The sequence below is a fragment of the Halobacteriovorax sp. genome (genome assembly GCF_041587335.1).
Taxonomy (GTDB): domain Bacteria; phylum Bdellovibrionota; class Bacteriovoracia; order Bacteriovoracales; family Bacteriovoracaceae; genus Halobacteriovorax.
In genome coordinates this window covers 1-21,993 of record NZ_JBFGYP010000028.1, presented here as the reverse complement: position 1 = coordinate 21,993, position 21,993 = coordinate 1, and the positions used below count along the sequence as shown (strand labels likewise).

The 21,993-nt window shown below is 34.2% G+C and carries 23 protein-coding genes and 1 pseudogene; 17 read left to right on the top strand and 7 right to left on the bottom strand.

The window, feature by feature from the left end:
- Positions 1 to 85: 85 nt before the first annotated feature.
- The 5 genes from ABX784_RS06425 to ABX784_RS06405 all read right to left on the bottom strand — a co-directional run bounded on the left by ABX784_RS06425 (position 86) and on the right by ABX784_RS06405 (position 5,642).
- Positions 86 to 1,348, bottom strand: a complete 1,263-nt coding sequence (locus ABX784_RS06425; protein ID WP_372653994.1) for a glucose-6-phosphate isomerase — start codon at positions 1,346 to 1,348, stop codon at positions 86 to 88.
- Entirely contained in the window at positions 1,345 to 2,481 is a 1,137-nt protein-coding gene (locus tag ABX784_RS06420; RefSeq protein ID WP_372653993.1) for an acyl-CoA dehydrogenase family protein, read from the bottom strand. The genes ABX784_RS06425 and ABX784_RS06420 overlap by 4 nt, the downstream gene beginning before the upstream one ends.
- A gap of 267 nt (positions 2,482 to 2,748) precedes the next feature.
- Positions 2,749 to 3,216 carry a hypothetical protein gene (locus tag ABX784_RS06415; RefSeq protein WP_372653991.1) on the bottom strand — a complete coding sequence of 156 codons (468 nt, stop codon included), beginning with the start codon at positions 3,214 to 3,216 and terminating at the stop codon, positions 2,749 to 2,751.
- Entirely contained in the window at positions 3,188 to 4,330 is a 1,143-nt protein-coding gene (locus ABX784_RS06410; protein ID WP_372653989.1) for a hypothetical protein, read from the bottom strand. Before ABX784_RS06410 ends, ABX784_RS06415 begins: the two co-directional genes overlap by 29 nt.
- A gap of 163 nt (positions 4,331 to 4,493) precedes the next feature.
- Entirely contained in the window at positions 4,494 to 5,642 is a 1,149-nt protein-coding gene (locus tag ABX784_RS06405; protein ID WP_372653988.1) for an acyl-CoA dehydrogenase family protein, read from the bottom strand.
- A 191-nt stretch (positions 5,643 to 5,833) separates the two neighbouring features.
- On the opposite strand from ABX784_RS06405, the gene ABX784_RS06400 reads away from it, so the two are divergent.
- From ABX784_RS06400 to ABX784_RS06390, 3 genes are all read left to right on the top strand, one after another.
- Positions 5,834 to 7,594 carry a hypothetical protein gene (locus ABX784_RS06400; protein ID WP_372653986.1) on the top strand — a complete coding sequence of 587 codons (1,761 nt, stop codon included), beginning with the start codon at positions 5,834 to 5,836 and terminating at the stop codon, positions 7,592 to 7,594.
- An 8-nt stretch (positions 7,595 to 7,602) separates the two neighbouring features.
- Complete coding sequence (locus ABX784_RS06395; protein ID WP_372653984.1) at positions 7,603 to 8,010, top strand: hypothetical protein; 408 nt, start codon at positions 7,603 to 7,605, stop codon at positions 8,008 to 8,010.
- 129 nt (positions 8,011 to 8,139) lie between these two features.
- Positions 8,140 to 8,835, top strand: a complete 696-nt coding sequence (locus ABX784_RS06390; RefSeq protein WP_372653983.1) for a winged helix-turn-helix domain-containing protein — start codon at positions 8,140 to 8,142, stop codon at positions 8,833 to 8,835.
- On the opposite strand, the gene ABX784_RS06385 is transcribed toward ABX784_RS06390, so the two are convergent.
- On the bottom strand, positions 8,825 to 9,652 hold the full coding sequence (locus ABX784_RS06385; protein ID WP_372653982.1) for an endonuclease/exonuclease/phosphatase family protein: 828 nt from the start codon (positions 9,650 to 9,652) through the stop codon (positions 8,825 to 8,827). The genes ABX784_RS06390 and ABX784_RS06385 overlap by 11 nt on opposite strands.
- 107 nt (positions 9,653 to 9,759) lie before the next feature.
- Here ABX784_RS06385 and ABX784_RS06380 point away from each other — a divergent pair, with 107 nt between their 5' ends.
- Both ABX784_RS06380 and rlmN read left to right on the top strand, forming a co-directional pair.
- Positions 9,760 to 10,437 carry a response regulator transcription factor gene (locus tag ABX784_RS06380; protein ID WP_372653980.1) on the top strand — a complete coding sequence of 226 codons (678 nt, stop codon included), beginning with the start codon at positions 9,760 to 9,762 and terminating at the stop codon, positions 10,435 to 10,437.
- Positions 10,438 to 10,513: 76 nt separating this feature from the next.
- Positions 10,514 to 11,584: a 23S rRNA (adenine(2503)-C(2))-methyltransferase RlmN gene (gene rlmN / locus ABX784_RS06375; RefSeq protein WP_372653978.1), complete on the top strand. Its 1,071-nt coding sequence runs from the start codon at positions 10,514 to 10,516 to the stop codon at positions 11,582 to 11,584.
- On the opposite strand, the gene ABX784_RS06370 is transcribed toward rlmN, so the two are convergent.
- Positions 11,581 to 11,886: a hypothetical protein gene (locus ABX784_RS06370; protein WP_372653977.1), complete on the bottom strand. Its 306-nt coding sequence runs from the start codon at positions 11,884 to 11,886 to the stop codon at positions 11,581 to 11,583. The genes rlmN and ABX784_RS06370 overlap by 4 nt on opposite strands.
- Positions 11,887 to 12,028: 142 nt before the next feature.
- Here ABX784_RS06370 and sppA point away from each other — a divergent pair, with 142 nt between their 5' ends.
- The 12 genes and pseudogenes from sppA to ABX784_RS06310 form a co-directional block, all read left to right on the top strand.
- Positions 12,029 to 12,967 carry a signal peptide peptidase SppA gene (gene sppA / locus ABX784_RS06365; protein WP_372653976.1) on the top strand — a complete coding sequence of 313 codons (939 nt, stop codon included), beginning with the start codon at positions 12,029 to 12,031 and terminating at the stop codon, positions 12,965 to 12,967.
- A 9-nt stretch (positions 12,968 to 12,976) separates the two neighbouring features.
- Positions 12,977 to 14,206, top strand: a complete 1,230-nt coding sequence (locus ABX784_RS06360) for a hypothetical protein (protein WP_372653975.1) — start codon at positions 12,977 to 12,979, stop codon at positions 14,204 to 14,206.
- Complete coding sequence (locus tag ABX784_RS06355) at positions 14,206 to 14,616, top strand: hypothetical protein (protein WP_372653974.1); 411 nt, start codon at positions 14,206 to 14,208, stop codon at positions 14,614 to 14,616. Before ABX784_RS06360 ends, ABX784_RS06355 begins: the two co-directional genes overlap by 1 nt.
- A gap of 1 nt (position 14,617) precedes the next feature.
- Entirely contained in the window at positions 14,618 to 15,481 is an 864-nt protein-coding gene (locus tag ABX784_RS06350) for a hypothetical protein (RefSeq protein WP_372653973.1), read from the top strand.
- Between the two features lies 1 nt (position 15,482).
- Positions 15,483 to 16,325 carry a hypothetical protein gene (locus tag ABX784_RS06345; RefSeq protein WP_372653972.1) on the top strand — a complete coding sequence of 281 codons (843 nt, stop codon included), beginning with the start codon at positions 15,483 to 15,485 and terminating at the stop codon, positions 16,323 to 16,325.
- Between the two features lie 78 nt (positions 16,326 to 16,403).
- Positions 16,404 to 17,096, top strand: coding sequence for a MotA/TolQ/ExbB proton channel family protein (locus ABX784_RS06340; RefSeq protein WP_372653970.1), 693 nt, complete (start codon positions 16,404 to 16,406; stop codon positions 17,094 to 17,096).
- 7 nt (positions 17,097 to 17,103) lie between these two features.
- Complete coding sequence (locus ABX784_RS06335; protein ID WP_372653969.1) at positions 17,104 to 17,517, top strand: ExbD/TolR family protein; 414 nt, start codon at positions 17,104 to 17,106, stop codon at positions 17,515 to 17,517.
- Positions 17,517 to 18,314, top strand: a complete 798-nt coding sequence (locus ABX784_RS06330) for a TonB C-terminal domain-containing protein (RefSeq protein ID WP_372653967.1) — start codon at positions 17,517 to 17,519, stop codon at positions 18,312 to 18,314. Before ABX784_RS06335 ends, ABX784_RS06330 begins: the two co-directional genes overlap by 1 nt.
- 8 nt (positions 18,315 to 18,322) lie before the next feature.
- A complete protein-coding gene (locus tag ABX784_RS06325) occupies positions 18,323 to 19,645 on the top strand; it encodes a TolB family protein (protein WP_372653965.1) in 1,323 nt (440 codons plus the stop codon).
- Between the two features lie 137 nt (positions 19,646 to 19,782).
- Positions 19,783 to 21,333, top strand: coding sequence for a sigma 54-interacting transcriptional regulator (locus ABX784_RS06320; RefSeq protein ID WP_372653963.1), 1,551 nt, complete (start codon positions 19,783 to 19,785; stop codon positions 21,331 to 21,333).
- A gap of 114 nt (positions 21,334 to 21,447) precedes the next feature.
- Complete coding sequence (locus ABX784_RS06315; RefSeq protein ID WP_372653962.1) at positions 21,448 to 21,672, top strand: hypothetical protein; 225 nt, start codon at positions 21,448 to 21,450, stop codon at positions 21,670 to 21,672.
- A 60-nt stretch (positions 21,673 to 21,732) separates the two neighbouring features.
- Positions 21,733 to 21,993: pseudogene (locus tag ABX784_RS06310) on the top strand (phosphohydrolase); the annotation flags it as partial.

The following is a 21,993-nucleotide window of genomic DNA, read 5'->3' as shown; positions in this document are numbered from 1 at the left end:
ATTTGTTTTTAATTAAACTCAATTCTAGCTCTAAGGGCCATTTAATACAACTGCTTACATTACTTCCTAGTACTAATCAAATTACTCAGCTATTTGCTAATTTCTCATATGCATAGACCTTTCCAAGTTCAACTCCTGGTTGGTCAAATGGGTTAACATCTAAGTAATGACCCATTAAAGCAGTAAGACTTTCGAAGAAGATTATTAATTCACCCATAGCTTCGGCGTTATTCTCTTTAACCTTGAAGTGAATATGAGGTCTTCCATTTTCTTTTAGCGCTTTTATCGTACCATAAAGCTCGGCCTTCATTAGATCAGATAATGAGTGAGTAGATAACTTATTGAATGATGGATAATCTATATTTGATTTAAGTGAGTAATCACAAGAAAATTTCTCGACTTCCAATAATAGAAGGCACTTATCCATTGGACCTTCCATAAATAATTGCATTTGAGAGTGCTGATCAGTTGCTCCGTAGCCTGGAATTGGAGTTAAACCAGTGAAGACTTCTTCACCTTTAGTGTTTAATTTCTTCCCTAGGCTTTCTGCCCAAAGTTGAACAAACCAAAAGCAGAAGTCTCTTAGTTTTGAAGAGTAGGGCATAAATACTGTCTGAGTAATGTCGAAGTTTTTTAGATCAAATAGGTACGAGCATGTGTTTAATAATTCATTATTTTTAACGTCGTCACTGAGGCATTTCTCAGTTGCCTTTTTTGCTCCAGATAAAAGCTGATAAATATCAATATTGGCATATAGAGCTGGAAGTAGTCCAACTGGAGTTAAAACACTAAATCTTCCCCCAATGTCGGATGGAATTTCTAAGGTAGGTATATCCAGATCCTTAGCTAGATCTAGAAGAATACTTTTCTTTGGATCAGTAGCGAAGATAAACCTCTTCTTCCATTGTTCTTGTGTTAATCCTTTATCTTCTAGCCAGTTTATTATTAAGACCATGGCCGCTGTCATTTCAGCAGTACCACCAGATTTAGAAACAAAATAAAAAAGTGAATGGTCTGGATCTATATCAACAAGTTGCTCTGAGATTCTTTCAGGATCTATATTATTAATAAACTCAAAACGAACATCACTCTTACCTAGTGCTGAAACAAGCATTTCTGGACCCAGAGAGCTTCCGCCAATACCAACATGAACAAAAGTCTTAATATCCTTATTTTTGTTATAGAAGTCTTCACACGACTTTGCTAGTTCTGTATTTTGAGCTAATTGAAAAAAGCCAATATTAGGATCTGCAATAATATTCTTAAAAGAGTTAAGTTTTTCTTTTAAAAAGCTCTCACTAAAAAGGGCATTATCTTTTTCAAATGGACTATTTAGTTCAATATTCATTTTGCATATTCCTTCTTAAGGCTTCTTCCAATAACAACTTTTTGAATTTGGTTTGTTCCTTCAACAATTTGAAGTACTTTAGCATCCCTCATAAATCTTTCTACAGGGTACTCACTTGTGTAACCAACCCCTCCAAGAATTTGAACTGCGTCTGTTGTGACTTTCATCGCTGTATCAGTTGCTTTAAGTTTTGCCATACAAGCAATCTTTTGGTTCTTTGTTCCATTGTCAAAGTTTTTTGCGGCTTCTTCTACTAGAAGTCTCGAACATTCTATCTCTGTTGCCATGTCTGCCATCATGAATTGAAGACCCTGGAAGTCGAAAATAGGCTGGTTAAATTGCTTTCTATCTAAAGAGTATTTAACTGCTTCATCTAATGCTCTTTGAGCTAGACCAACAGCAATAGAACCAATAGTTATTCTTCCTCTATCTAAAGCGCTTAGAGCAATTTTAAATCCCATACCTTCTTCTTGAAGAAGATCTTCAGTTGGAACAAAACAGTTTTCAAATATTAGCTCTCTCGTTGGAGAAACTTTCCAACCCATTTTATTTTCTTTCTTTCCATATGAAAAACCTTCAGCTCCATCTCTTACGATAAAGGCTGAGATGCCCTTGTGTCCTTCGACACCAGTTCTTGCCATTACGATATAAGTTTTTGCAATTCCACCTGAAGTGATCCACATCTTAGAACCATTTAATACATAACCACCATCAACTTTCTTAGCCGTTGTTTTTAGTGCTGCTGCATCTGAACCTGAGTGTGACTCAGATAGAGCAAATGCGGCTATCTCTTCACCACTAGTGAGAGCTGGAAGATACTTTTTCTTTTGTTCTTCATTTCCAAATTCAGAAAGAATAGACTGAGACATTACAGAAACAGAAAGTGTTACAGCATAAGATACAGAAGACTTTGAAAGTTCACTTAAAACAACGCAAAGATCTTGATACGTAAGACCTGCTCCTCCGTACTCCTCAGGAATAGTGACTCCTGCAACTCCTAATTCACCAATTTGGTTATAGATGTCCATTCTAAAGTTTTCATTACTGTCATCTTCCTCCATATGAGGCTCAATTTTATCTAGGCAAAATCTCTTTAATTGATTAGATAATTCGACTTGTAATTCACTTAGCACGTAAGTTCTCCCGATAGATTTTTCTTTGTAATTTGAACGGCATACTAGCAAAAAACTCAATGATTTAGCAATATTAGAACCTATATGTCATTGTGTGCAACCTACTTCTAACAACTTAGAAAGGCCTACGGAGATGATTTAAGTAAATAGGATACTCTAGCCTAAGATAAATAGGGAGAACTACAGTCCTACTATTAAATACTTATCTGTTTTATGAGAGATGAAAAAAGCTCTAACTGCTACTTCCTGATGTCGTTTTGTTTACTACTAGTCTCGGATATCTAAAATTTCTAATCTTTTTCCTCTTTGATCGAAATAGAAAAGAGCAGTTCTTTTTCTCTGCTTTTTCCCTTTTAAATAGTCAGAGCAAAGTACAAAATCATTTTCATTATCAATAACGCTTGGATGATTTTCTAGTACTTCAAAGGTGCATTTGGATAGAGATGAGAAGCTTGATCCACTAAGCATGAAGATTACTAAGTCTACTTTATTTGACTCGGACATCTCTTTTGGAAAGTACTTGCTCATACAACTTGAAACATTTGTAAAATACGTACTATTCTTTTCTGTATTTTTACATGCTATGAATTCATCAAAAACATTGTTTCCTTTCTTTTCTTGAAAAACTGAAGCAATCTTTCTTGAAACTTTCTTTTTAAAAGAACCTGAATCAGCAAAAGAAAGGTTTAAGTTTAGTAAAAGTAAACTACTTATTAAAAAATGAACTTTTGTCATTACTTTCCTCGTATATATTATCTCTATTATATTTATATGTTGAATCACTATTTCTTGAGACTTTGAATAAATTATCAAAGTTACTAGAGTCGCACTTTGCACTTTTTGCAACGTTCATTAGACACTTTGGAGAAATAAAGTAATTGGCGCAATTACTACTTGAGATCTCCATGCACTTATTCATTTCCGCAGGGCATGACATCGGAGGTTCTAATCCCTCAAGGTATTTGCTTAAATGCTTTTCTTCGTCAGTTGATTGAATTTTAAAAGAAGTAGGGTGTATTTGCATTCTTCTTCTTCTGTTGTTGTGATTCATAATATCCTTAGGTTCAGTATTTTTTCCAAAAGGATTTTCTACAGCGTAGAAGAATGAACAGTTAACACCTTCATCCCATGAATCATTAACATAGTCCGACCAATCAAAGTCGTAATTTAGTGAGTATTTATTTGTTTTAGGATCACAACTTAATTGAGGGTTGTCTCCATTCAAGAGACCATAATAGAAGCTAAGTCCTGAAAAATTTGCTGCCATATCTCCATAAGACTTTACTCCAGAAGCTGCGAGTCCATACCAGCCATCTTCTAAATCATTACTTTCTTGCATGGATAAAAGAAAAGCTTCTTTAGTCATTCCTTCTTCGATCATCACCTGCATTAGGTCAAAACCCTGGTCAACAAAGTGACCGAGTTTATCTGGTCCAATGACGTGTCCATTTAAATTTAAGGAGCCTTGAAGTCCATAGTTTTTACTATAAATATTCTCTGTCGCTAGCCAGGATCTATCATGATCGTATAGTACCGCGGCACCTTCTTCTGCAAACTCTTCTATTTTAGCATGTGTGCCACCAAGAACATCGTCAATGTGTGAATAGATCCTAGGGATATCCCCATTTTCTATTCTTTTCATATCTTCTTTGCAGCTATAATTTTCATTAATATTTTCAATGATGGATCTTATCTTTTTATTCATTTCATCATTTAAATTGTATAGGTTTGAAGTCTTCTCTTCATCAGAGGCTTTTAAGATCTTTCTTCGACTTGTAAAATTGTCTGTTTCCCAAGACCTACTTAAAGGGCCTATGAGAATTATTAAAATAATGAATGAACCTTTCAAGCATATCTCCTTTTCTTACGTATCGGAGATATTTGATTTTACGTTAGTGGTTGACTGTTATTCTCAGTCATTCTGCAAGGAGGGTGAAAAGAAATTTTTTAGTTATTTAAGTGACTTGAGAGTAATCATAGGCCCTAATTCAATAGGGCCTATTTAAAATTGATTAATTAGCTGTTTTATTTAGTGATAGGAGTTCTTTAGCAATGATCATAATCATTACTTCATTTGTTCCTGCACCAATTTCATTTAGTTTATTATCTCTCATCATTCTTTCAACTGGGAACTCTCTTGAATAACCATATCCACCATGAAGCTGAATTGCATCGAGAGCTATCTTTGTGGCCATTTTTGGAATTTGTAGCTTAACTTGAGCTGCAACCATTGGACCTTTCTTACCATCGTCATATTCTTTAGCCACAGTATAAAGGAATCTTCTCATCATCTCTGTTTCTGTTGCCATTTCTGCAATCATTTTCTGAATCATTTGATAGTTACCAAGAGGCTTACCAAACTGTTCTCTTTCTCCTGCATATTTCACACATTGCTCAACGCAAGCTTGAGCTATACCAAGAGAAATACCTGCAATAGTAATTCTTTCAAGCTCAAGGTTTTTCATCATGTGGTAGATAGAGTCACCTTCATTCCCAACTAGGGCCGTGTGAGGAACTTTACAGTTTTCAAATACTAGTTCGCCTGTAGGGGATGCTCTCATTCCCATTTTATGAATAGGCTTTCCTACAGAAAACCCTTCTGCACCTTTTTCAACGATAAATGTTGATAAGTTCTTTCTCTCTTTTCCTGTTCTTGTATAAACATAGGCTACATCTGAGTACTCAGCATTTGTGATCCACATCTTTGTACCGTTAAGTAGGTAGTGGTCATCTTTCTTTTCTGCTTTTGTTTGAATACCTACTGCATCAGAACCATATTCTGGCTCACTCATACCCATACAACCAATATGTTCCCCAGAGATTAACTTTGGAAGGTACTTTTCTTTCTGTTCTTCTGAAGCATTATTTTGAATATTGTTTACACAAAGAATAGAGTGGGCAAGGTAACTTAAAGTAGAGGAAGCACATGCTTTTCCAAACTCTTCCATTACGATTGTTGCAGCTACTGCACCCATTCCTGCTCCACCATATTTTGGATCTGCAGTAATTCCTAGAACACCAAGTTCGCCCATTTTTTTAAAGGCTTCAAGATTGAATGATTCTTCAGTATCGTGCTTTTCAGCAACTGGAGCTAACTCTCTACGAGCAAAGTCAGCACATAGTTCTTTTATTTGTTTTTCTTCTTCTGTAAAAAACCACATTTAATAATCCTTTTGAATATAAGATCTATTTATTGAGTATCTTCAATGACTTATTGTGAAATTGACGCATGTTTTATATCAAATGGATTAAAACTCTGACAAGTCTTTGGCCCTTCTCCAAATTCTATATAAAAGATGCTTTACATCATTTTAAACAAATTGATAGAATTTTAAGGGTTTAAGGAAACATCATGGAAGAAATTAGTGCAGACACGAGGTATTCATTGAGTCTAACGACACCTGTGACAAGAGACGCAGATGCAGTGTTCCCTGGAGAGAATTGGTTTCTTTATTGGAAAACTTCATCATCTCTATGGAAAACTAAATTAGAAGAATTTAGTAAAGGTGATAAAATATTAGTCCCAGTAAATTGGTCCTTTCATTCTGATACTGGTGACAATTATGATTTTGCTGAAACAAAGCCAGAAACAGATTTAAAAAAATTATTTGATATTGCTTGTGAGTTAGGGAAGGAGATTACTTTTCTTATGCCGCTCACACCCGTTCCATTTTTAGCAAATGGTGGGATTCCACATCTCTTGGCAAGGTCCATCGCTCTTAATAAAGAGGGGATGGCCTATGGAATTATTGATAACGAAGAAAATATAAATAAGCTTTATTCTTTTTATGATCCAAGAGTTTTTCAAGCATATTCAAAATTTTGTACGAAATTTGGACAATATATTTCTAAGAGTGGAATCTCTTCTGATGTGTATGGATATGTTTGTGGCTGCTTAGAGAATGATGAGTATATAAGCTACTTAGATGATTATTCAAAAGTTTTTGAGCAAGCATTCAGTCGATTTTTAAAAGCTAGAGCTCAAAAAGACTCTACTGAGTTTCAAGGTATAAGCTCGATTGAAGAAGAGTATATAGTGAAAAAAGAATTCTCTGACACTATTACTTCTTTGTATTTAGAGTCTTTGAGTGCTGGAGTTGGTGCAAACTGGGAAGGAGTTTTAAAGTTTTCATTCCTAGGTGGATCACTTGAGGACCTTTTAAATAGGATGAGTGCCAACGATCTTAACTCTAAATATTCAAAAGATATTTCAAAAAGTATATCAAGAGGTGTTATCCCATCGTCAATTCTCCTTCCTCATAGAAAGAAAAAAGGCGTATTGGGTAGGCAGCTTTCTGAGATGGTAGAGAGTACATTCTTAAATCAAAAACTGTCTGAAGACGACGTTTATGAAACTGAGTCTGTTCAATTTAAAACTCTAAATGTCTTTAACCTTGTCCGTATTGATGAGAGTTCTAAGATTTGGAATGATCTTGGATTAACAGATTCTCTTTCAACAGATTTCTATAGTTGCTTTTCATATTTGGATAAAAAGTTATTTGAGTGGAAAGAGGGACGTAACGTTTTAGAACAATATTTCTTTGTTCAAGGTGGAGAGTTAATAGAGAGTGATTTTAAAACTATTCTTAAAATATTTATGAATGGTGGAAAGATTATATTAGATAACTCTGGTCTTGAAGAGGGATTAGTAAGAAGACTTGAATCCTTTTTTCTTGAAAATAATCTAGAAGTTGAAAAGGTAAACTTCCTTACAGAAGTTACTTATGCTCAACTTGGAGAAGGGAAATTAATAGTATTTAATGGAGAGAAGTTACTCACTCGTGGAATAAACGATAGAGTAAACTTTTGGAAAAAGTTAATTAGTACTTTTGAAATACAGCACATGAGTATAGAAACTTCTGAAAATGTAGAGGTCTTTTGGCGTACAAGAGGGTCCTCAATTAATGAATTAAATTACGAAGAAGTTAGAAGACTTAGTATCTATAATCCAACAAGCTACAAGAAAAAAGTAAAATTTAAGTTTGCAAAGAACTTTGCTCTATTAAAAATAATTGATGAATTTAACTGTGAATTATCAACACTACCACATGAAATTCAAGGAGAGTTACTACCTGATGGTTCTTTCTCTATTGATTTTGGTGTTTTCTCTTAGGTGAATATATGGACAAGTTAATAGCTATATACAGATTTAAAAATCCTGCCAATGATCTTAACTATTCAAAAGGTTCATATTACTTACTTCATGTCTTAACTAATGAGGGAGCCGTTAAGCCGGACTTGCTAGAAAAGTTTTGTCATGACTATGATGTTGAAAATCCTGCTGAGGAAATAGGACTAGGTCCATTTGAAAGTGTAGATGATATTACGAAGTTTTGTTTTTACATTTGTGATGAGTTAAGACTTCCTTACGTAGGCCTCCTGTCTATGGATGAGTTTAATTCAATTATTGAAGAGTCTTCTAAGGTTAGTGACCTATTAGAAGCACTACATAGTGATGGTAACTTAATTGAAAATATCTCTATCACTCAGAAGAAGTCATTTTTTCAAAAAGTATTCGATAGGAAGTAAGTAGTTCAAAAGTCCTAAGCCTTTGAGATTATAGGAATCGTCAAGAAAAATTGAGGTTCCTCTAGCTTAAAATATTCCAAATCTTTGATATATTTCTATGTAAGAAAGTCAGTTAAAGACAGGGAAGTTATGCGAGCTAATATCATTTACTTTGATGAGAAAATAGAAAATCACATTAAAATACAAAAAGCTATTTCAGATAAATTTAAGGCAACTTATTATAACGATAGAGATCTTCTTATTAAGACTTTATCAAAGAATCAAAATGTAGATCTCATTTTAATTGATGATTACGCTGAAAAAGGTAACTTCTTTGAATTTCTAAACGACCTACTTATTGTTATCGATAAGCTACAGGTTGGCGTTATTCTTTTATCTGCTGAAGATAATGTTGAAAATAGAGTAAAGTCCTTCGATTATGGCATTGATGACTTTATTACGAGACCAGTCTCAACTGCAGAATTAAACGCAAGACTAGAAAATAAGGTTAAGAAGTATAGAAAGCCAAGCGCATTAGAACTTAAGGTCGGTAATCTTATTTTAAATATAAGTGATCAGAAAGCTTATATTGATGGCGAGGATAAGCTGCTAACACCAATAGAGTTTAAGGTACTACTCACTCTCGTAAGAAGTCCTAATCGTCTTCACTCAAAAGATTCTCTTATAAATTCTCTATGGCCTGGAGGAGCGTATGGAAAATCTAAGTCTATTGATACTCATATTTGTAATCTTAGGAAAAAAATTAATACCTTTAACTTTTCGATAAAAGCTACGAAGGGGAGAGGGATTAGTCTTATTAAAGAGCGTCCTGTTATTAGTGTTTAATGAATTTTAACTTTACACTTATTGCATTATGATCTGATCCATTAAGGTCATCATGGACGTTTGAACTTAGAACCTTGATATCTCGGACAAAGATAAAGTCTAGAATAAAACCAAACATTTTCTTTCTAGTGTCATTCTTAAATGTCACTTCTTCCATTCCTAGCTCTTCTGTAATCTCTTTTAGAAAGCCTTGCTTTTCATTTGTCCAAGTATTGAAATCTCCAGCAAAAACAACTGGACCATAATGGGATTTAATAACTATTGAAACATCTTGGAGTTGAGACCTTAGAGCTTGAGAGCTGACAAAATTTATGGCGTGTATATTTACGATAAGTAGCTCTTCGTCACTGCCACTGATTGAGTATTTTGTGAAAAGAGTCATTTTGGGTGTAGAGAGAATAGGCTCTCTTTTTTGACTACGAAGAAACTTTGACCAGCTTGGAGAGTATTTTGAACCTGTTGCTACGCCAGTTCTTTCTCCGCTTTTTTTGTAGATAAATGATGTTGCAGTTATGAAGTCTAGAGATTCAGTATTTGAGAATATATCTACTACTTCAGGTTTCGTTAGCATTTCTTGCAGTAAAAAGAAGTCGTAATAAGGAATTTGAGATTTAAATTGATATTTCCAGCTCTCTTTGTTGGCCTTGTACATATTCCAAACGAAAAGATTAACCGTCTCTTTGTCTATTTCTGTCTTACTTGCTGATCCAAATATTTTAATAACATTTGAATCTTTTGGTACTTGAACTCCAAGCCATGCATTAGCGTTAAGAGCAACACATAGGGTAGTGATAATTAGTAATATATTGAGCTTCATAAAGTCCTTAGATTCTATTTAGTTAATAGTTTAACGAAAGTTTAAGGTATTTTAAATAATGAATTTAAAAACTTGCGTAAAGTCCTCTAAATTGATGTAATTCTTATATGAATAAAAAAAGAGTTTTCCTGCTAGATGATGAACAAGATATGTTGGATACGATTACAGAGGTTCTTGCTAAAGAGTTTCATGTCGTTTCAGAAATCAATGCTTTAAAGGCAATTGAGATCCTTAAAACTGAAAAGTTTGATGCTATTTTGTTTGATATTAATATGCCTATTATGAGTGGATTTGAGGTTTTCAAGGAAGTCTCGAGATCTACAGACCTATCAACAACAGCTGTAATGTTCCTTTCAAGTATTACTAAAGTAGAGACTAAGGTTGAGGGACTTGAGCTTGGAGCTGATGACTATATACTAAAGCCAGTTCTCTCTAGAGAGCTTCTTGCTAGAGTAAATAACAGGATTAGTAGACTCAGTAAGGAAACATCTGCTGTTTATAGACATGGAGCTACTAGGTTAATTATTGACTCCCAAAGGGTTGAAACTAATGGAGCTTTAATAGATTTAACTCCTACTGAGTATAAGATCTTATATACACTGTGGAAAAATGTTGGAAAAATTCTAACTAAAGATCAGATCGCTCAGAGTGTGTGGAGAAGCCAAGATGTTGAACACCACACAATTGATACACATGTATCTAATATGAGAAAGAAGCTCTGCGACCCAACTATTGAGATAAAAGTGATCAAGGCACGTGGGATTCTTCTGAATTTACGAGTGTAATCTTTGCCTGAACTCTTGTGTAAACCCTTAATAAGAGTTATGTATTCCCCTTAATTAATTATTCTGGGGAAACAGCGTGAGTGAAAAGAAAACTTCACTATATTCACTAACTCTTGAAGATCTTAGAGAGTATCTTAAAGAAAATGGCTTTGCTAAATTTGCGGCTGATCAAGTTTATAACTGGATCTTTAAGCGATATGAGTTTGATCCTGATAAGTGGTCTAATGTCTCAAGTAAAATCAAAAATGACTTTATAGAAAAAATGGATATTAATATTCCAAAAATTGTTTGGAATGGTCTAAGTACTGATGGAACAAGAAAGTTTCTTGTTGGAATGAGTGACTCTAATACTGTTGAAGCTGTAGCAATTCCCGCTAAAAATAATAGATTAACTCTTTGTGTTTCTTCTCAGATTGGCTGCGCCATTGGGTGTACTTTCTGTCATACAGGAACGATGGGGCTAACAAGACACTTAACAACTGGGGAAATTGTAGGTCAATACCTTGCTGTTACAAAGTGGCTAAGAGACAATGTGGATGAAGAAGCAAGACTTTCAAATATAGTATATATGGGACAAGGCGAGCCACTCCATAATTTTAATAATGTAAAACAAGCAACAAAAGTCTTTATGGAAGATAAAGGAATTGGTCTTGGACAAAGGAAGATCACACTCTCAACCTCTGGACTAGTGCCACAGATTGAGAAGCTTGAAGACTTTCCTCCTGTCAATATTGCAATATCTCTTCATGCAGCCCACGATAATATTAGAACAGAGTTAATGCCTATTAATAAAGCATATGACCTGACTAGATTATTTGAGGCCATTAGAAAAATTCCTCTTAAAGCACATAGATGGATTACCTATGAGTATATTCTAATTGCTGATTTAAATGACCGTGTAGAGGATTTAGAGGGATTGAGTGACCTTTTAGATAAAGGTGTTTCTAAAGTTAATCTTATTCCTTTCAATGAATATCCAGAATCTAAGTTCAAGAGACCAAGTGATGAAAAAATTAAATGGTTTCAAGATGAATTAATTAGAAGAGGGTATATCTGTACGACAAGAATTACTAAAGGAACTGATATTCTTGCAGCCTGCGGGCAGCTAAAGAGTGAGCACGATAAGCTAAATCTTTGGGCCGATTAGTTTGCTTCTGATGGATCGTAAGGCCACGGCTCAACCGTAGGCTTTCTGATCTTAGATGAAGGCTTTCTTTCTGAGGAAGGACTTCTATCTGCTTCTGGCATTACTTCTTCTTCAGAGGCAACATCTCTATCTGGGAGAGTTTCTTCTTCAACTTTATATTGAGAGTCCCAATTTCCAGTCTTAATTACTTGACCAGAATGGTCAGGGTGTCTCGCTAATTTTAGAGAAGGAGCTTGGTAGCTCTCTGCTGAAGCTCCAAAAGTCACTAGTAATAAAATCGTTGCTAGAATTGTTTGTCTCATATTGACTCCATATTCAATTTCTCAACTATTTATCGACATTATTGCAAAAAACCTTAGGGAATCTTTTGTGTTAAGTTTACGGAACCCATTGTTTTTGGGAAGATATAGGGAATTAATAATTTTTCCAAGATGGAGAATTCAAGTGCAAACTAAAAACAGGGCAGTTATTGGAATCCTTTTAATGGTATTCCTATTCTTTATAATTCTAATGGTCTTTGCGACTTATACAGTAAAAGTATTTAATGATGAGTCTAAAGTGTTTGGCTCCCAGAATAAGAAGGGACAGATCGCTGTGGTCGAGGTTACCGGCGCAATAATGTCTGCTAAGAATACAGTTGAACTTTTAGAGAGAGCTGAAAAGGACACGACTGTTAAGGCCATTATTCTAAGAATTAACTCACCTGGTGGAGCAGTTGGTCCAACTCAAGAAATTTATGAAGAAATTAGAAGAATAGATGAAGCCTACGATCCGGAAGATAAAGAATCTAAAGGTAAGCCAATATATGCTAGTTTTGATGCTATCGCTGCAAGTGGTGGCTATTATCTAGGTGCTGCTACTAGAAGAATTTACGCCTCTGCTGGAACATTAACAGGGTCTATTGGAGTTATAATGAACTTCACAGACCTATCTAAAGTCTATGAGTATTTCAAGGTTAAACAAGTTCCTGTGAAAGCAGGTAAGTATAAAGATATCGGTTCTCCTCATAGATCAATGACAAATGAAGAGACAGATATAATGAACAAGATGATTAAAGTCGTTCATAGACAATTTATGAGAGATATTGAGGCGACTAGAAAAGATAAGCTTAAAAAAGAAATTATCGATTTAGCGCAAGGACAAATATTTTCAGGAGAAGAAGCTAGAGATTTAGGTCTTGTGGATGAACTTGGTGGACTTTGGAAGGCCGGAAGAGCGATTCATAAAGAGTTAAATCTAGAAGGGGACTTTGCCCTTAAATATATTAAGAAAAAGAAGAAGAGTGGTATCTGGGATCTTGTTGATAACTTAGATGAGGCCACAACAAACATTAGATTAAGTACAATGGTAGATTACATGCCAATGTTGATTTTCGGAAAATAGGAAAATAAATTGGAATTATACTTAGAGTGGATTCAAGAATATCTTTTGGCCATCGTAGCAGTGGCCATCATGACTGTTCTCTTCTTTCATTACCTTGTTGAGAAGGATACAGGTGTTAAACTTTCAAAAAGATACAGAAATTCTATATTTGAAGCTCAGTCTAAAGTCTTTTTAAATGCTACTCAATATCTAATTTCAGGTAATAAAGATCTAGCAATTAAAGAAATTTTAAATGCTGTTGATATTAACAGAGAAACGATTGAGACATACTTTGCTCTCGGTGGGTTATTTAGAAGTAACGGTGAGATTGAAAAAGCTATAAGTATACACAGATCACTTATTGCAAGAGAAAATATCTCTGAGTCTCACAGATTAAGAGCATTGAAAGAGCTTGCTGTAGATTTTGATAAAGGTGGCTTTGTTGATAAAGCTGTAGAGACTTATAAAGACGTTCTTAAAATAAACAGAGATCAGTTCGAAGTTATTCAATCTCTTTGTAGAATTTACGAAGATGTCGAAGATTGGGACCAAGCATATCACTACAGAATAATGCTCTCTAAAGTAGGTCATAATAATCAAGCAGAAACGATTTCACATATTCTAGTTCAAAAAGCTAAAATTTACTTTGAAAAAGGTGAGTTTGCTAAGAGTAGGGAAGACTTAGAAGATGCATTTAGGTTTGCTCCTTCTGTTTCAGCAAAGATCTTAAGACTTAGAGTTCAACTACATGACGGAAATTTAGAACAAGCAAAATTTTCACTGCTAGAACTTTTAAAAGAACATCCAATGTACGCATCTTTTATTTTTGAATCTTTAGAAGAAGGTTTTAAAGGTGCAGAGGATGACCAAGAACAATATAGTACTAGACTAAGTATGCTTAGAGATTACTTCCTAGAGCTTGATGACTCAGAGTTTTTAAGTTCTCCGTCAGTAATTCTTTCAAAAGTAAGACTTTTAAAATCAAGAAACCTACTCGAAAGGGCCTATAAGATTATGGAACCTTGGGTAAAAGATCACCCACATACTTCTCAGGCAATCTATAGTGAGTATATTAAACTCTTGATTGATCTCGATAAGAGTTCTGAGGTTGTGAAATATACGAAAGATTTTTTAAATAGTTTTCATCAGTCTTTAACAAAACATTACTGTAATGAGTGTGGTTATAATTCAGATGAAATTTTTTGGCGATGTCCACAATGTCACTCTTGGGAAACAATTCAGTTTCGTTGGAAGGTGTAGTGAAAAAGCTCTTGATTTTATTTTTAGTAATGCAAAGTTCTTTAGCAAAAGATCAGTCTAAAGTTCTTGATAAAGTTATGTATGTGAATAAAATATTTGCACAAGTGCATAAGAATCCTTCGAAGCATTCAATATATCTTACAACTACAGAGTGTGGTCACCCAGTTAAAGTATATAAGTTGGAATCAAAAAATAAGTCTCGAGTTTTATTTAATAGAACTTGGAAGATTGTTAAAGTTGGCTCTTATGATGGCTATATGAATGAAGAGTACCTTTCAGATACAAAAGTGAAGTGTTTTCAGGACAAGTACCCAAAGTTCTTTGATTCTCTAGGGCTAGAGATCAATGAGATGTTTTATTGGGGAAAACTCTATGATCAGTATGTAACTGGTAAATCGAGGGCCAATTAATATGAAAATTACACTAGTGTTGTCTCTATTAATGTTGTGCCTGTCAGGACTCTCGGCTGAAAAGTCAAAAGAAGAAAAAGAGAATGAGCTAATTGATTTCTCCAAGATAAAAGATGTTATAAAGAGTGATGGTCTAGAAGAGGCCGCTCGTAAAAAGTCTTTAATTGCACTTGATAAGAAAAAGAAAAGACTAGAAAAAGATAGGTCTCGCTATAACTTTCCTACAGAGGAAGACTTCTGGCCTTTCATTAGTGAATATTGGCTTGTTAAAAATGCATCAATTTTAAAATGGAATGTTAAAAAGCCAGACTATGGATTAGATGAATCACTAGAGCAATTGCTTCAAAGTGTAGGTGTCTTTGAAGTGAAATTTAGAATTCTTCTTGTTGATTCTCCAAATGTTTTTCACTTTGCTCTACCTTATAAAAAGAATGAAGTTCTATTTTTACTATCAATTCCATTTATAAGAACAATGGACCTTACTAAACTTGAGATTTCAATCTTATTGTTTGAGGACTATATTCGAATTAAGCAGGGCTTCTTCGAAGAGATGGCAATGACTAAAGATATAAAGTCGGTACTGTCATCTAACTTTCAAGGTAAGAAATTTGATAAGACTTCTCTAAAAGGTATTTTAGAGCGATACGATCAGATTATTTTAACTGAGGGATTCAATTTTAAGCAGCAATTTACTGTAACTAAAGAGATGGAAAAAATTCTAAAAAATAATTTAAAATTTTGGAATTCGTACTTTTCACTTCTAAAGAAAATTGACAACCTCGTGAAGGGAAATTCTCTGTATGAGCAATATATTAAAATTTTTCCATCTCCTGAGCTTCAGTTAAATTGGTTGTCACCAAATTAGTATGAAAGTTAAGTCTAAACTAGAAGAGAGAAATAGATTTCTCATCCATTTATCCTTTATTGTTTTTTTCTTAATTCTTAATTGGGGAGTGTATCTAATTGTCTCTTCAGTTATTACTTTTTTTCATCTTCAATTAGATCATTCATTAAATATTGTGGAGAATTGGAATTTTGATCAAGGATGGGAAATAGCCTCATTTGTTAAAATAGTATCTTTCTTTATAATAGCAAAGTTTATATCCATTAGATCAACATCTAGAAAACCTCTAAGAACATTCTTTATAGATCATTACAAAGTTCCAAGAAGAACTCTTTTTACATTAATTGTATTCAATATAATTTTTTCTATTACGTTCTTGAAGCCACTTATTGCAGAAAGAGTGACATTTGAATTTTTCAAAATATTTTCTTCATATATAGGTTCATTTATCTATCTTTTTACTGAAGTCATATTCTTATTATTTCTTCAAAATATTTATAAAGTCTCAGGTAAGAAGAAAGTAATTGAAACAATACTTTTTATTACACTTAGCTTTATTCTTAATGCGAATGTATTTACACACTCTAGCTATGCCCATATATCCTTACCATTTTACTTGACTTTATGTTTTGTTGCTTCGTATTGGTCAAAGGGGAGCTGGAGTTATCCTCTGCTTATTCTTGTAATGTTTATTTGCCCTCTAATTTCTCTATTTGGAATAGATTTTATTTGGGGAAGTGATTTTTCATATTTAATTCCTACTCAGGAACCTTCTGCTCTTCTTTTTCTGGCCCTTACTACTGTATCAATTGGATATATGTATTATGTTGGGAAGAAAAATCTAACATTTGATGAGGATGTATAAAGCATTGCCGGTTGCAGCTTTCTATTAACAGTATAAAATAAAAGTAATACTTTTGACTAAAAAATTAAGGAGTTCATTTTGACTACAGGTGAATTAGATATCGTTCAAATTATGTTAGAGGCCAGTCTTGTTGTTAAGACCGTTCTAGTTTCTTTAGTTCTAGCTTCTATTGTTTCATGGGCAATTATTCTTAAGAAGAAAAGATTATTAAAAGAGCTTCAGGCAAATAGTAAAGATTTTCTTGATGTATATAAAAACTCGACCTCTCTTAAGGAAGTTATGGAGAGTTGTCACAACTTACCAATCTCTCCTTATAGATCACTATTTACACATGGCTATATAGAACTCTCTAAACTGAAAGATGTTTTAGGTGAGGATAAAGAAAAATTAGAGCAACATATTTCACAATACGGATTAACGTTTCTTGAAAGAGGGATGAAAAAAGGTGTTCACGAGATCAATGTTGAACTTGAGAAGTTTTTATCAACTCTAGCGAGTATAGGTTCAATTTCTCCATTCGTAGGTTTATTTGGAACTGTTTGGGGAATAATTGGATCATTTACGGGACTTGCTGGTGGAGGGGCAACTTTAGATGCAGTTGCTCCAGGTATTGCTGAAGCTCTAGTTGCAACAGCTGTTGGTCTTGTTGCCGCTATACCTGCTGTTTGGTTCTATAATCAGTTCAATAACGATAACTCTAAAGTTCAGTCTGAAATGGAAAGCTTTGGACAAGAATTTTTAAATGTAGTTGAAAGATCTTTAGCTAAGTAGGGATAGTATGGCGTTTGATATTGGAAATAAGAAAGGTGCAATTTCAGATATAAATGTAACTCCATTTGTTGATGTGATGCTTGTTCTTCTTGTTATTTTTATGATTACAGCACCTCTTATGTTAAATGGAATAAAACTAGATTTACCAAAAACAAAAGAAGTAAATCCTATAAGTCTAACAACAACTCAAGTTGTTCTTTCCTATACTTCTAGTGGAGACTACTACATTGGTGAAACGAAAGTTCTACGTGGTGAAATAGTCTCTGAAGTCAAAAGTTTATTCACTAAGAATAAAACAGATACTCTTTTTTTAAGGGCAGACTTTGGAATGAAGTATGGAGATGTTGCTAATTTAATGTCTCACTTAAAGAGAGAAGGGATTCTTAAAGTTGCATTAGTTACGGAGATTGAAAAGAAATAATGAATATTAATACAGTAAATAATAAGACATTTAAGTATTATTTCAGCTGGTCATTCTTTTTCCACCTAAGTGTTGTTGCGCTCTTTTTTCTATTTGGAAAACTTGTTCACGATAAAATTCAAAAGACTAAAGACTATAATTTAAAATTGATCTCTGCTTCTGTTAAAGTTGATATGGTTGCAATGCCAAAATTTACCCTAAAGGAGCTTAAGACGATGCAAGCTCCTGCTAAGGGAGAAGTTCCTGTTGAGAAGCCTTCAAAGAAAGCCGCTGAAGTCATCAATAAGGGTGATACTGTCTTTGAAAAGAAAGTAAAAAAGCCAAACTTCTTAGATATGATGAAAGGTCTATCTAAGAAAAAGGTCACAAAAACAAAGTATAAAGAAGTTGAGAAGAAGGGATCTAAACAAGGTGTTGGGATCGATTCAAATACTTTGAAGAAGCTAGTTGCCGAAGGGAATAAAATCTCTAAGGGTGTAGCGCTTTCTGGAACAGGTCGATCTGATCAAGAACTTACTGAGTTTCAAATGTATGCTTCTACTGTTTCGGCACAAGTTAAACTTCATTGGAAGCTTCCAGGATTTCTTTTAGATAAAGATTTGAAATGCAGAATTAGAATATATTTAAAATCAGATGGCTCACTACTTAGATCTGAAATTTTTGAAACAAGTGGTGAAAAAGAATTTGATACTCGAGCAATGAAAGCAGTTCAGCTTGCAGCTCCTTTCTCTACTGTCCCTGTGGCAAGTAAAACAAATGCCTTGAAAGGTGAAATTGTTCTAGGATTCCCACTATAGGAGTGATTATGAAAAAGTTAATTAGTTTAATGGCAATATTGTTATCATTTTCAGCTATTGCACAGCTTAATATTGTGGCCGTAGGTGAGGCTGAATTAGAACTTTCTAAGGTTGAGGTCGCTAAGCCTATTCTTCAGGGCGGAGTTACGGGAAATTATATCTCAAGTGCTTCAACTATCATGGATGTTATTAGAAATGACTTTTCATTTTATATGAAGAAATTTTCCGTTAAAAAGGAACTTTCATCAATAGGTGAAGGAAGTCTAAGCTATTCTTCCTTTAAGACTCAAGGGGTGAGCTATGTTATTAGAGGATTTTTTCGTCAAGACAATACTGGCCTAAAGGTAAAGCTTTCGGCGCATGATATTGGTAAAGGAGAAAGTGTTGCAGAGAGAGAGTATGTTTATTCTGGCTCTAATCCTCGTGAGATAGCACATAAATTCGCTCAAGCTGCTTTTGAGTCTATTACAGGCGAAAAATCTATATTCAATTCAAAGATGATTTTTGTTTCTGATAGGCATGGAACTAGAAAAGATCCTGTGAAAGAGCTCTATATGATGGATTTCGATGGTGGGAATAAGAAAAGACTTACTCGTCATGGAGGAACTGTGATTTCTCCTGCGGTTTCTCACGATGGTACAAAGGTTTTGTACTCTCTGATTGAAAGTGGAAACAGCAAGCATAGAAACATCAACTTGAGAGTTTACGACTTGAAAACTGGTAGGAATTCACTTGTTTCTAGCCGTAGTGGGTTAAACTCTGGAGCTGTATTTATGCCAGGTGGAGAGTCTATACTGCTTACGCTTAGTCATGTTGGGAACGCTGAAATTTTTATCATGAATCTAAAGACAAAGGCCCTAACGAGATTAACTAATAGTTACTCACCAGACGTTGATCCATCGATTAATACTAACGGCTCTATAATGACGTTCCTTTCTGGTAGAGCAGGGAAGCCTATGATTTACACTATGGATATGGCGACTAAGAAGGTTAAAAGGATTAGTTATGTAGGTAAATTCAACGCTACGCCTCGATTTGCGCCAGATGGTAAGACAATAGCCTTCAGTTCTTGGTTGGACACTCGTTTTGATATCTTTAGAATTGACAGTGATGGTAATAATTTAGCTAGGTTAACTAAGGACTTTGGTTCTAATGAAGACCCTACTTATTCAAATGATGGACAGTTTATAGCCTTTTCAAGCCAGAGAGTCCTCTCTAGGACTAGGGCCGTACAAAATATATACATAATGGACAATGATGGAGAAATTATAGGCTCAATCACCGAAAATTTTGGAAATTGTACAACTCCTAGATGGACTAAGTCCCTGTAATAGCGAAAATTAGTAAAAAAAATGAACACTTGAGCTTTTTAGTCTTGTAAAAAATTCAGACGCAGTGTATTATTTTCTTAGATTAACGCATAGCGATACTAATTAAATAACACATAAATCTGACTAGGAGATAAACAATGACTGAGATACTGGCTAAAAACTCTACAAGAATTGAAGAACTATCGTCTATCTTATTATCAACTCTTGATGAGCAGGTATTTTTTAACGAAATCTCAAAATGCTTAAAAGATATCGTATTAGGAGATAGAGTTAGAATCCTTAGAGTCAGAGAAAATGGTTCTTGTTTACTAGTTAGCGAAAACGGAAAATCAGTTAAGAATGGTCAGATTGTTGAAAAAGGCTCAGGAATTGCTGGAAATGTTTTAAGAACAAAGAAAGCATACTTTTCAAATAATATTTCAAGAGATCCATTATTTTCAGCAGATGCTGACACAGATACTGTTGCTGAATTATGCTTACCACTCGGTTGTGATGGTTTCATGATTGGTACAATCCATATCCAAGCCTTATCAGAAGAGAGAACATTCTCTAGAGAAGATATTACAGATGTATTAGAGATCCTAGCAGCAATTGAAAAGCCAGTTAAGAACATGAAAATCTATCTTTCAGCCAAGTTTTTAAATGAGTCATTATCAAGACAGATTGAAGCCAAAGAAAAAGAGCTTGAGCAGAGTAAATCAAGCGTAAATATTTTAGATTCTTATAGAATTGAAGAAAAAGATATCATTGGAAAATCAGATTCAATGAAAGAGATTATCAGAGTAGCAGATAAGGTAGCAGCTGTTGATGTTGCAACATTAGTCTTAGGTGAGTCTGGTACAGGTAAAGAAATGATTGCTAGAAGAGTTCACTGTAGAAGTTCTAGAAAAGAAGGAGCATTTATATCTGTTGATTGCTCATCTTTAAGTGAAGCTCAATTAGAAGTAGAGTTATTTGGTGAAGAAGCAAGAGACTTTACTGATGCACAAAGTGCAAGAATTGGTCTTATTGAACAAGCTAATAATGGAACAATCTTCATTAATAATATCGAGTCAATGCCAGTAATGATCCAATCAAAACTGATTAAGTTTATAAATGAAAAAATGGGCTTTAGAGTAAGAGGACAAATTCCTTTCAGATCAGATGTTAGAATTATTGCTTCAAGTGCAAGAGACTTCTCTGAACTAGTAGAGAAGGGATTATTTAGAGAAGATTTATTTTACGCCCTAAATACAATGTCATTAAGAGCACCAGCTCTAAGAGAGAGAATAGAAGATATCGAAATGTTAGCTTCATTCTTCTTGAATAAAGGAAAGGATGCTGATTTACAAAAATCATTAGCACCAGGTGCCTTGAAGTCACTTCAAGACTATCACTGGCCAGGTAACGTTAGAGAGCTTCAGTCAGTAATGGAAAGAGCATTTATTCTTTCTGATGGAATGATTGTAGAAAGAGACCACTTATCAGAAAGTGTATCTCAAGCAGAGAAAGTAGAAGAAGTAAGTGATTCAAAAGTTATAGAGTTTAGTGAAATGACTCTTGATGAATTAGAAAGAAGACATATTTGTCATACTCTAGAGCACCTAGGTGGAAACAAGACAAAGACTGCTAAAACTTTAGGTATTACAGTTAAGACTCTTTACAACAAGCTTCACTCATACGGAATGATTGAGCCAAAAGAAGCTTAATCAACCAAGAGTAATGAATAAAAATTAAATTTGAATTATTGAAATATACTAAGTATTATTTAAGTTCGCTCCAAAAGTAATTTTGGAGCAATTAAGTTCTTTTAAGGAGGAACCGTGAGTACGACAACTACAGATACATCTACATTAGAGAATAAAGGTATTAGAAATTTTCGTACTGCTGCAGATATTGAAAACTTCTACCGTTTTGTTCAAGAGAATGGTTTAAGAAGAGAAGCTCAGCTTGTATTTTCAGCATTAGTAACTAATTTAAAGTTAAAAGAAAAGAAAGAAAACAGAAAGAAGAAAGCTAAAGCTAAAAGAAAGCAGAAGCTACAATAAAATTAAATCCGGTCGGTAAGACCGGTATTCTTTTTTAAAAGAGAATTCCTGAGGTAGAACATGGATGTTACTAAAAGGGGAAGAGTTGTCTTCGACCCTATCTACGGCTTTATAAAGCTTACACCTGTTGAATATGAAATCATTCACTCACCATTCTATCAAAGATTAAGATGGATAAAGCAATTAGGGTTTAGCTTCTACGTTTTTCCTGGTGCTGAACATTCTCGCTTTGGTCACTCTATTGGTGTTATGTTCAATGCACATAAAATCTTACAATCTTGTTCAAGAGCTGTGTCTGATGAAGAGCTAATGGATGAGAAG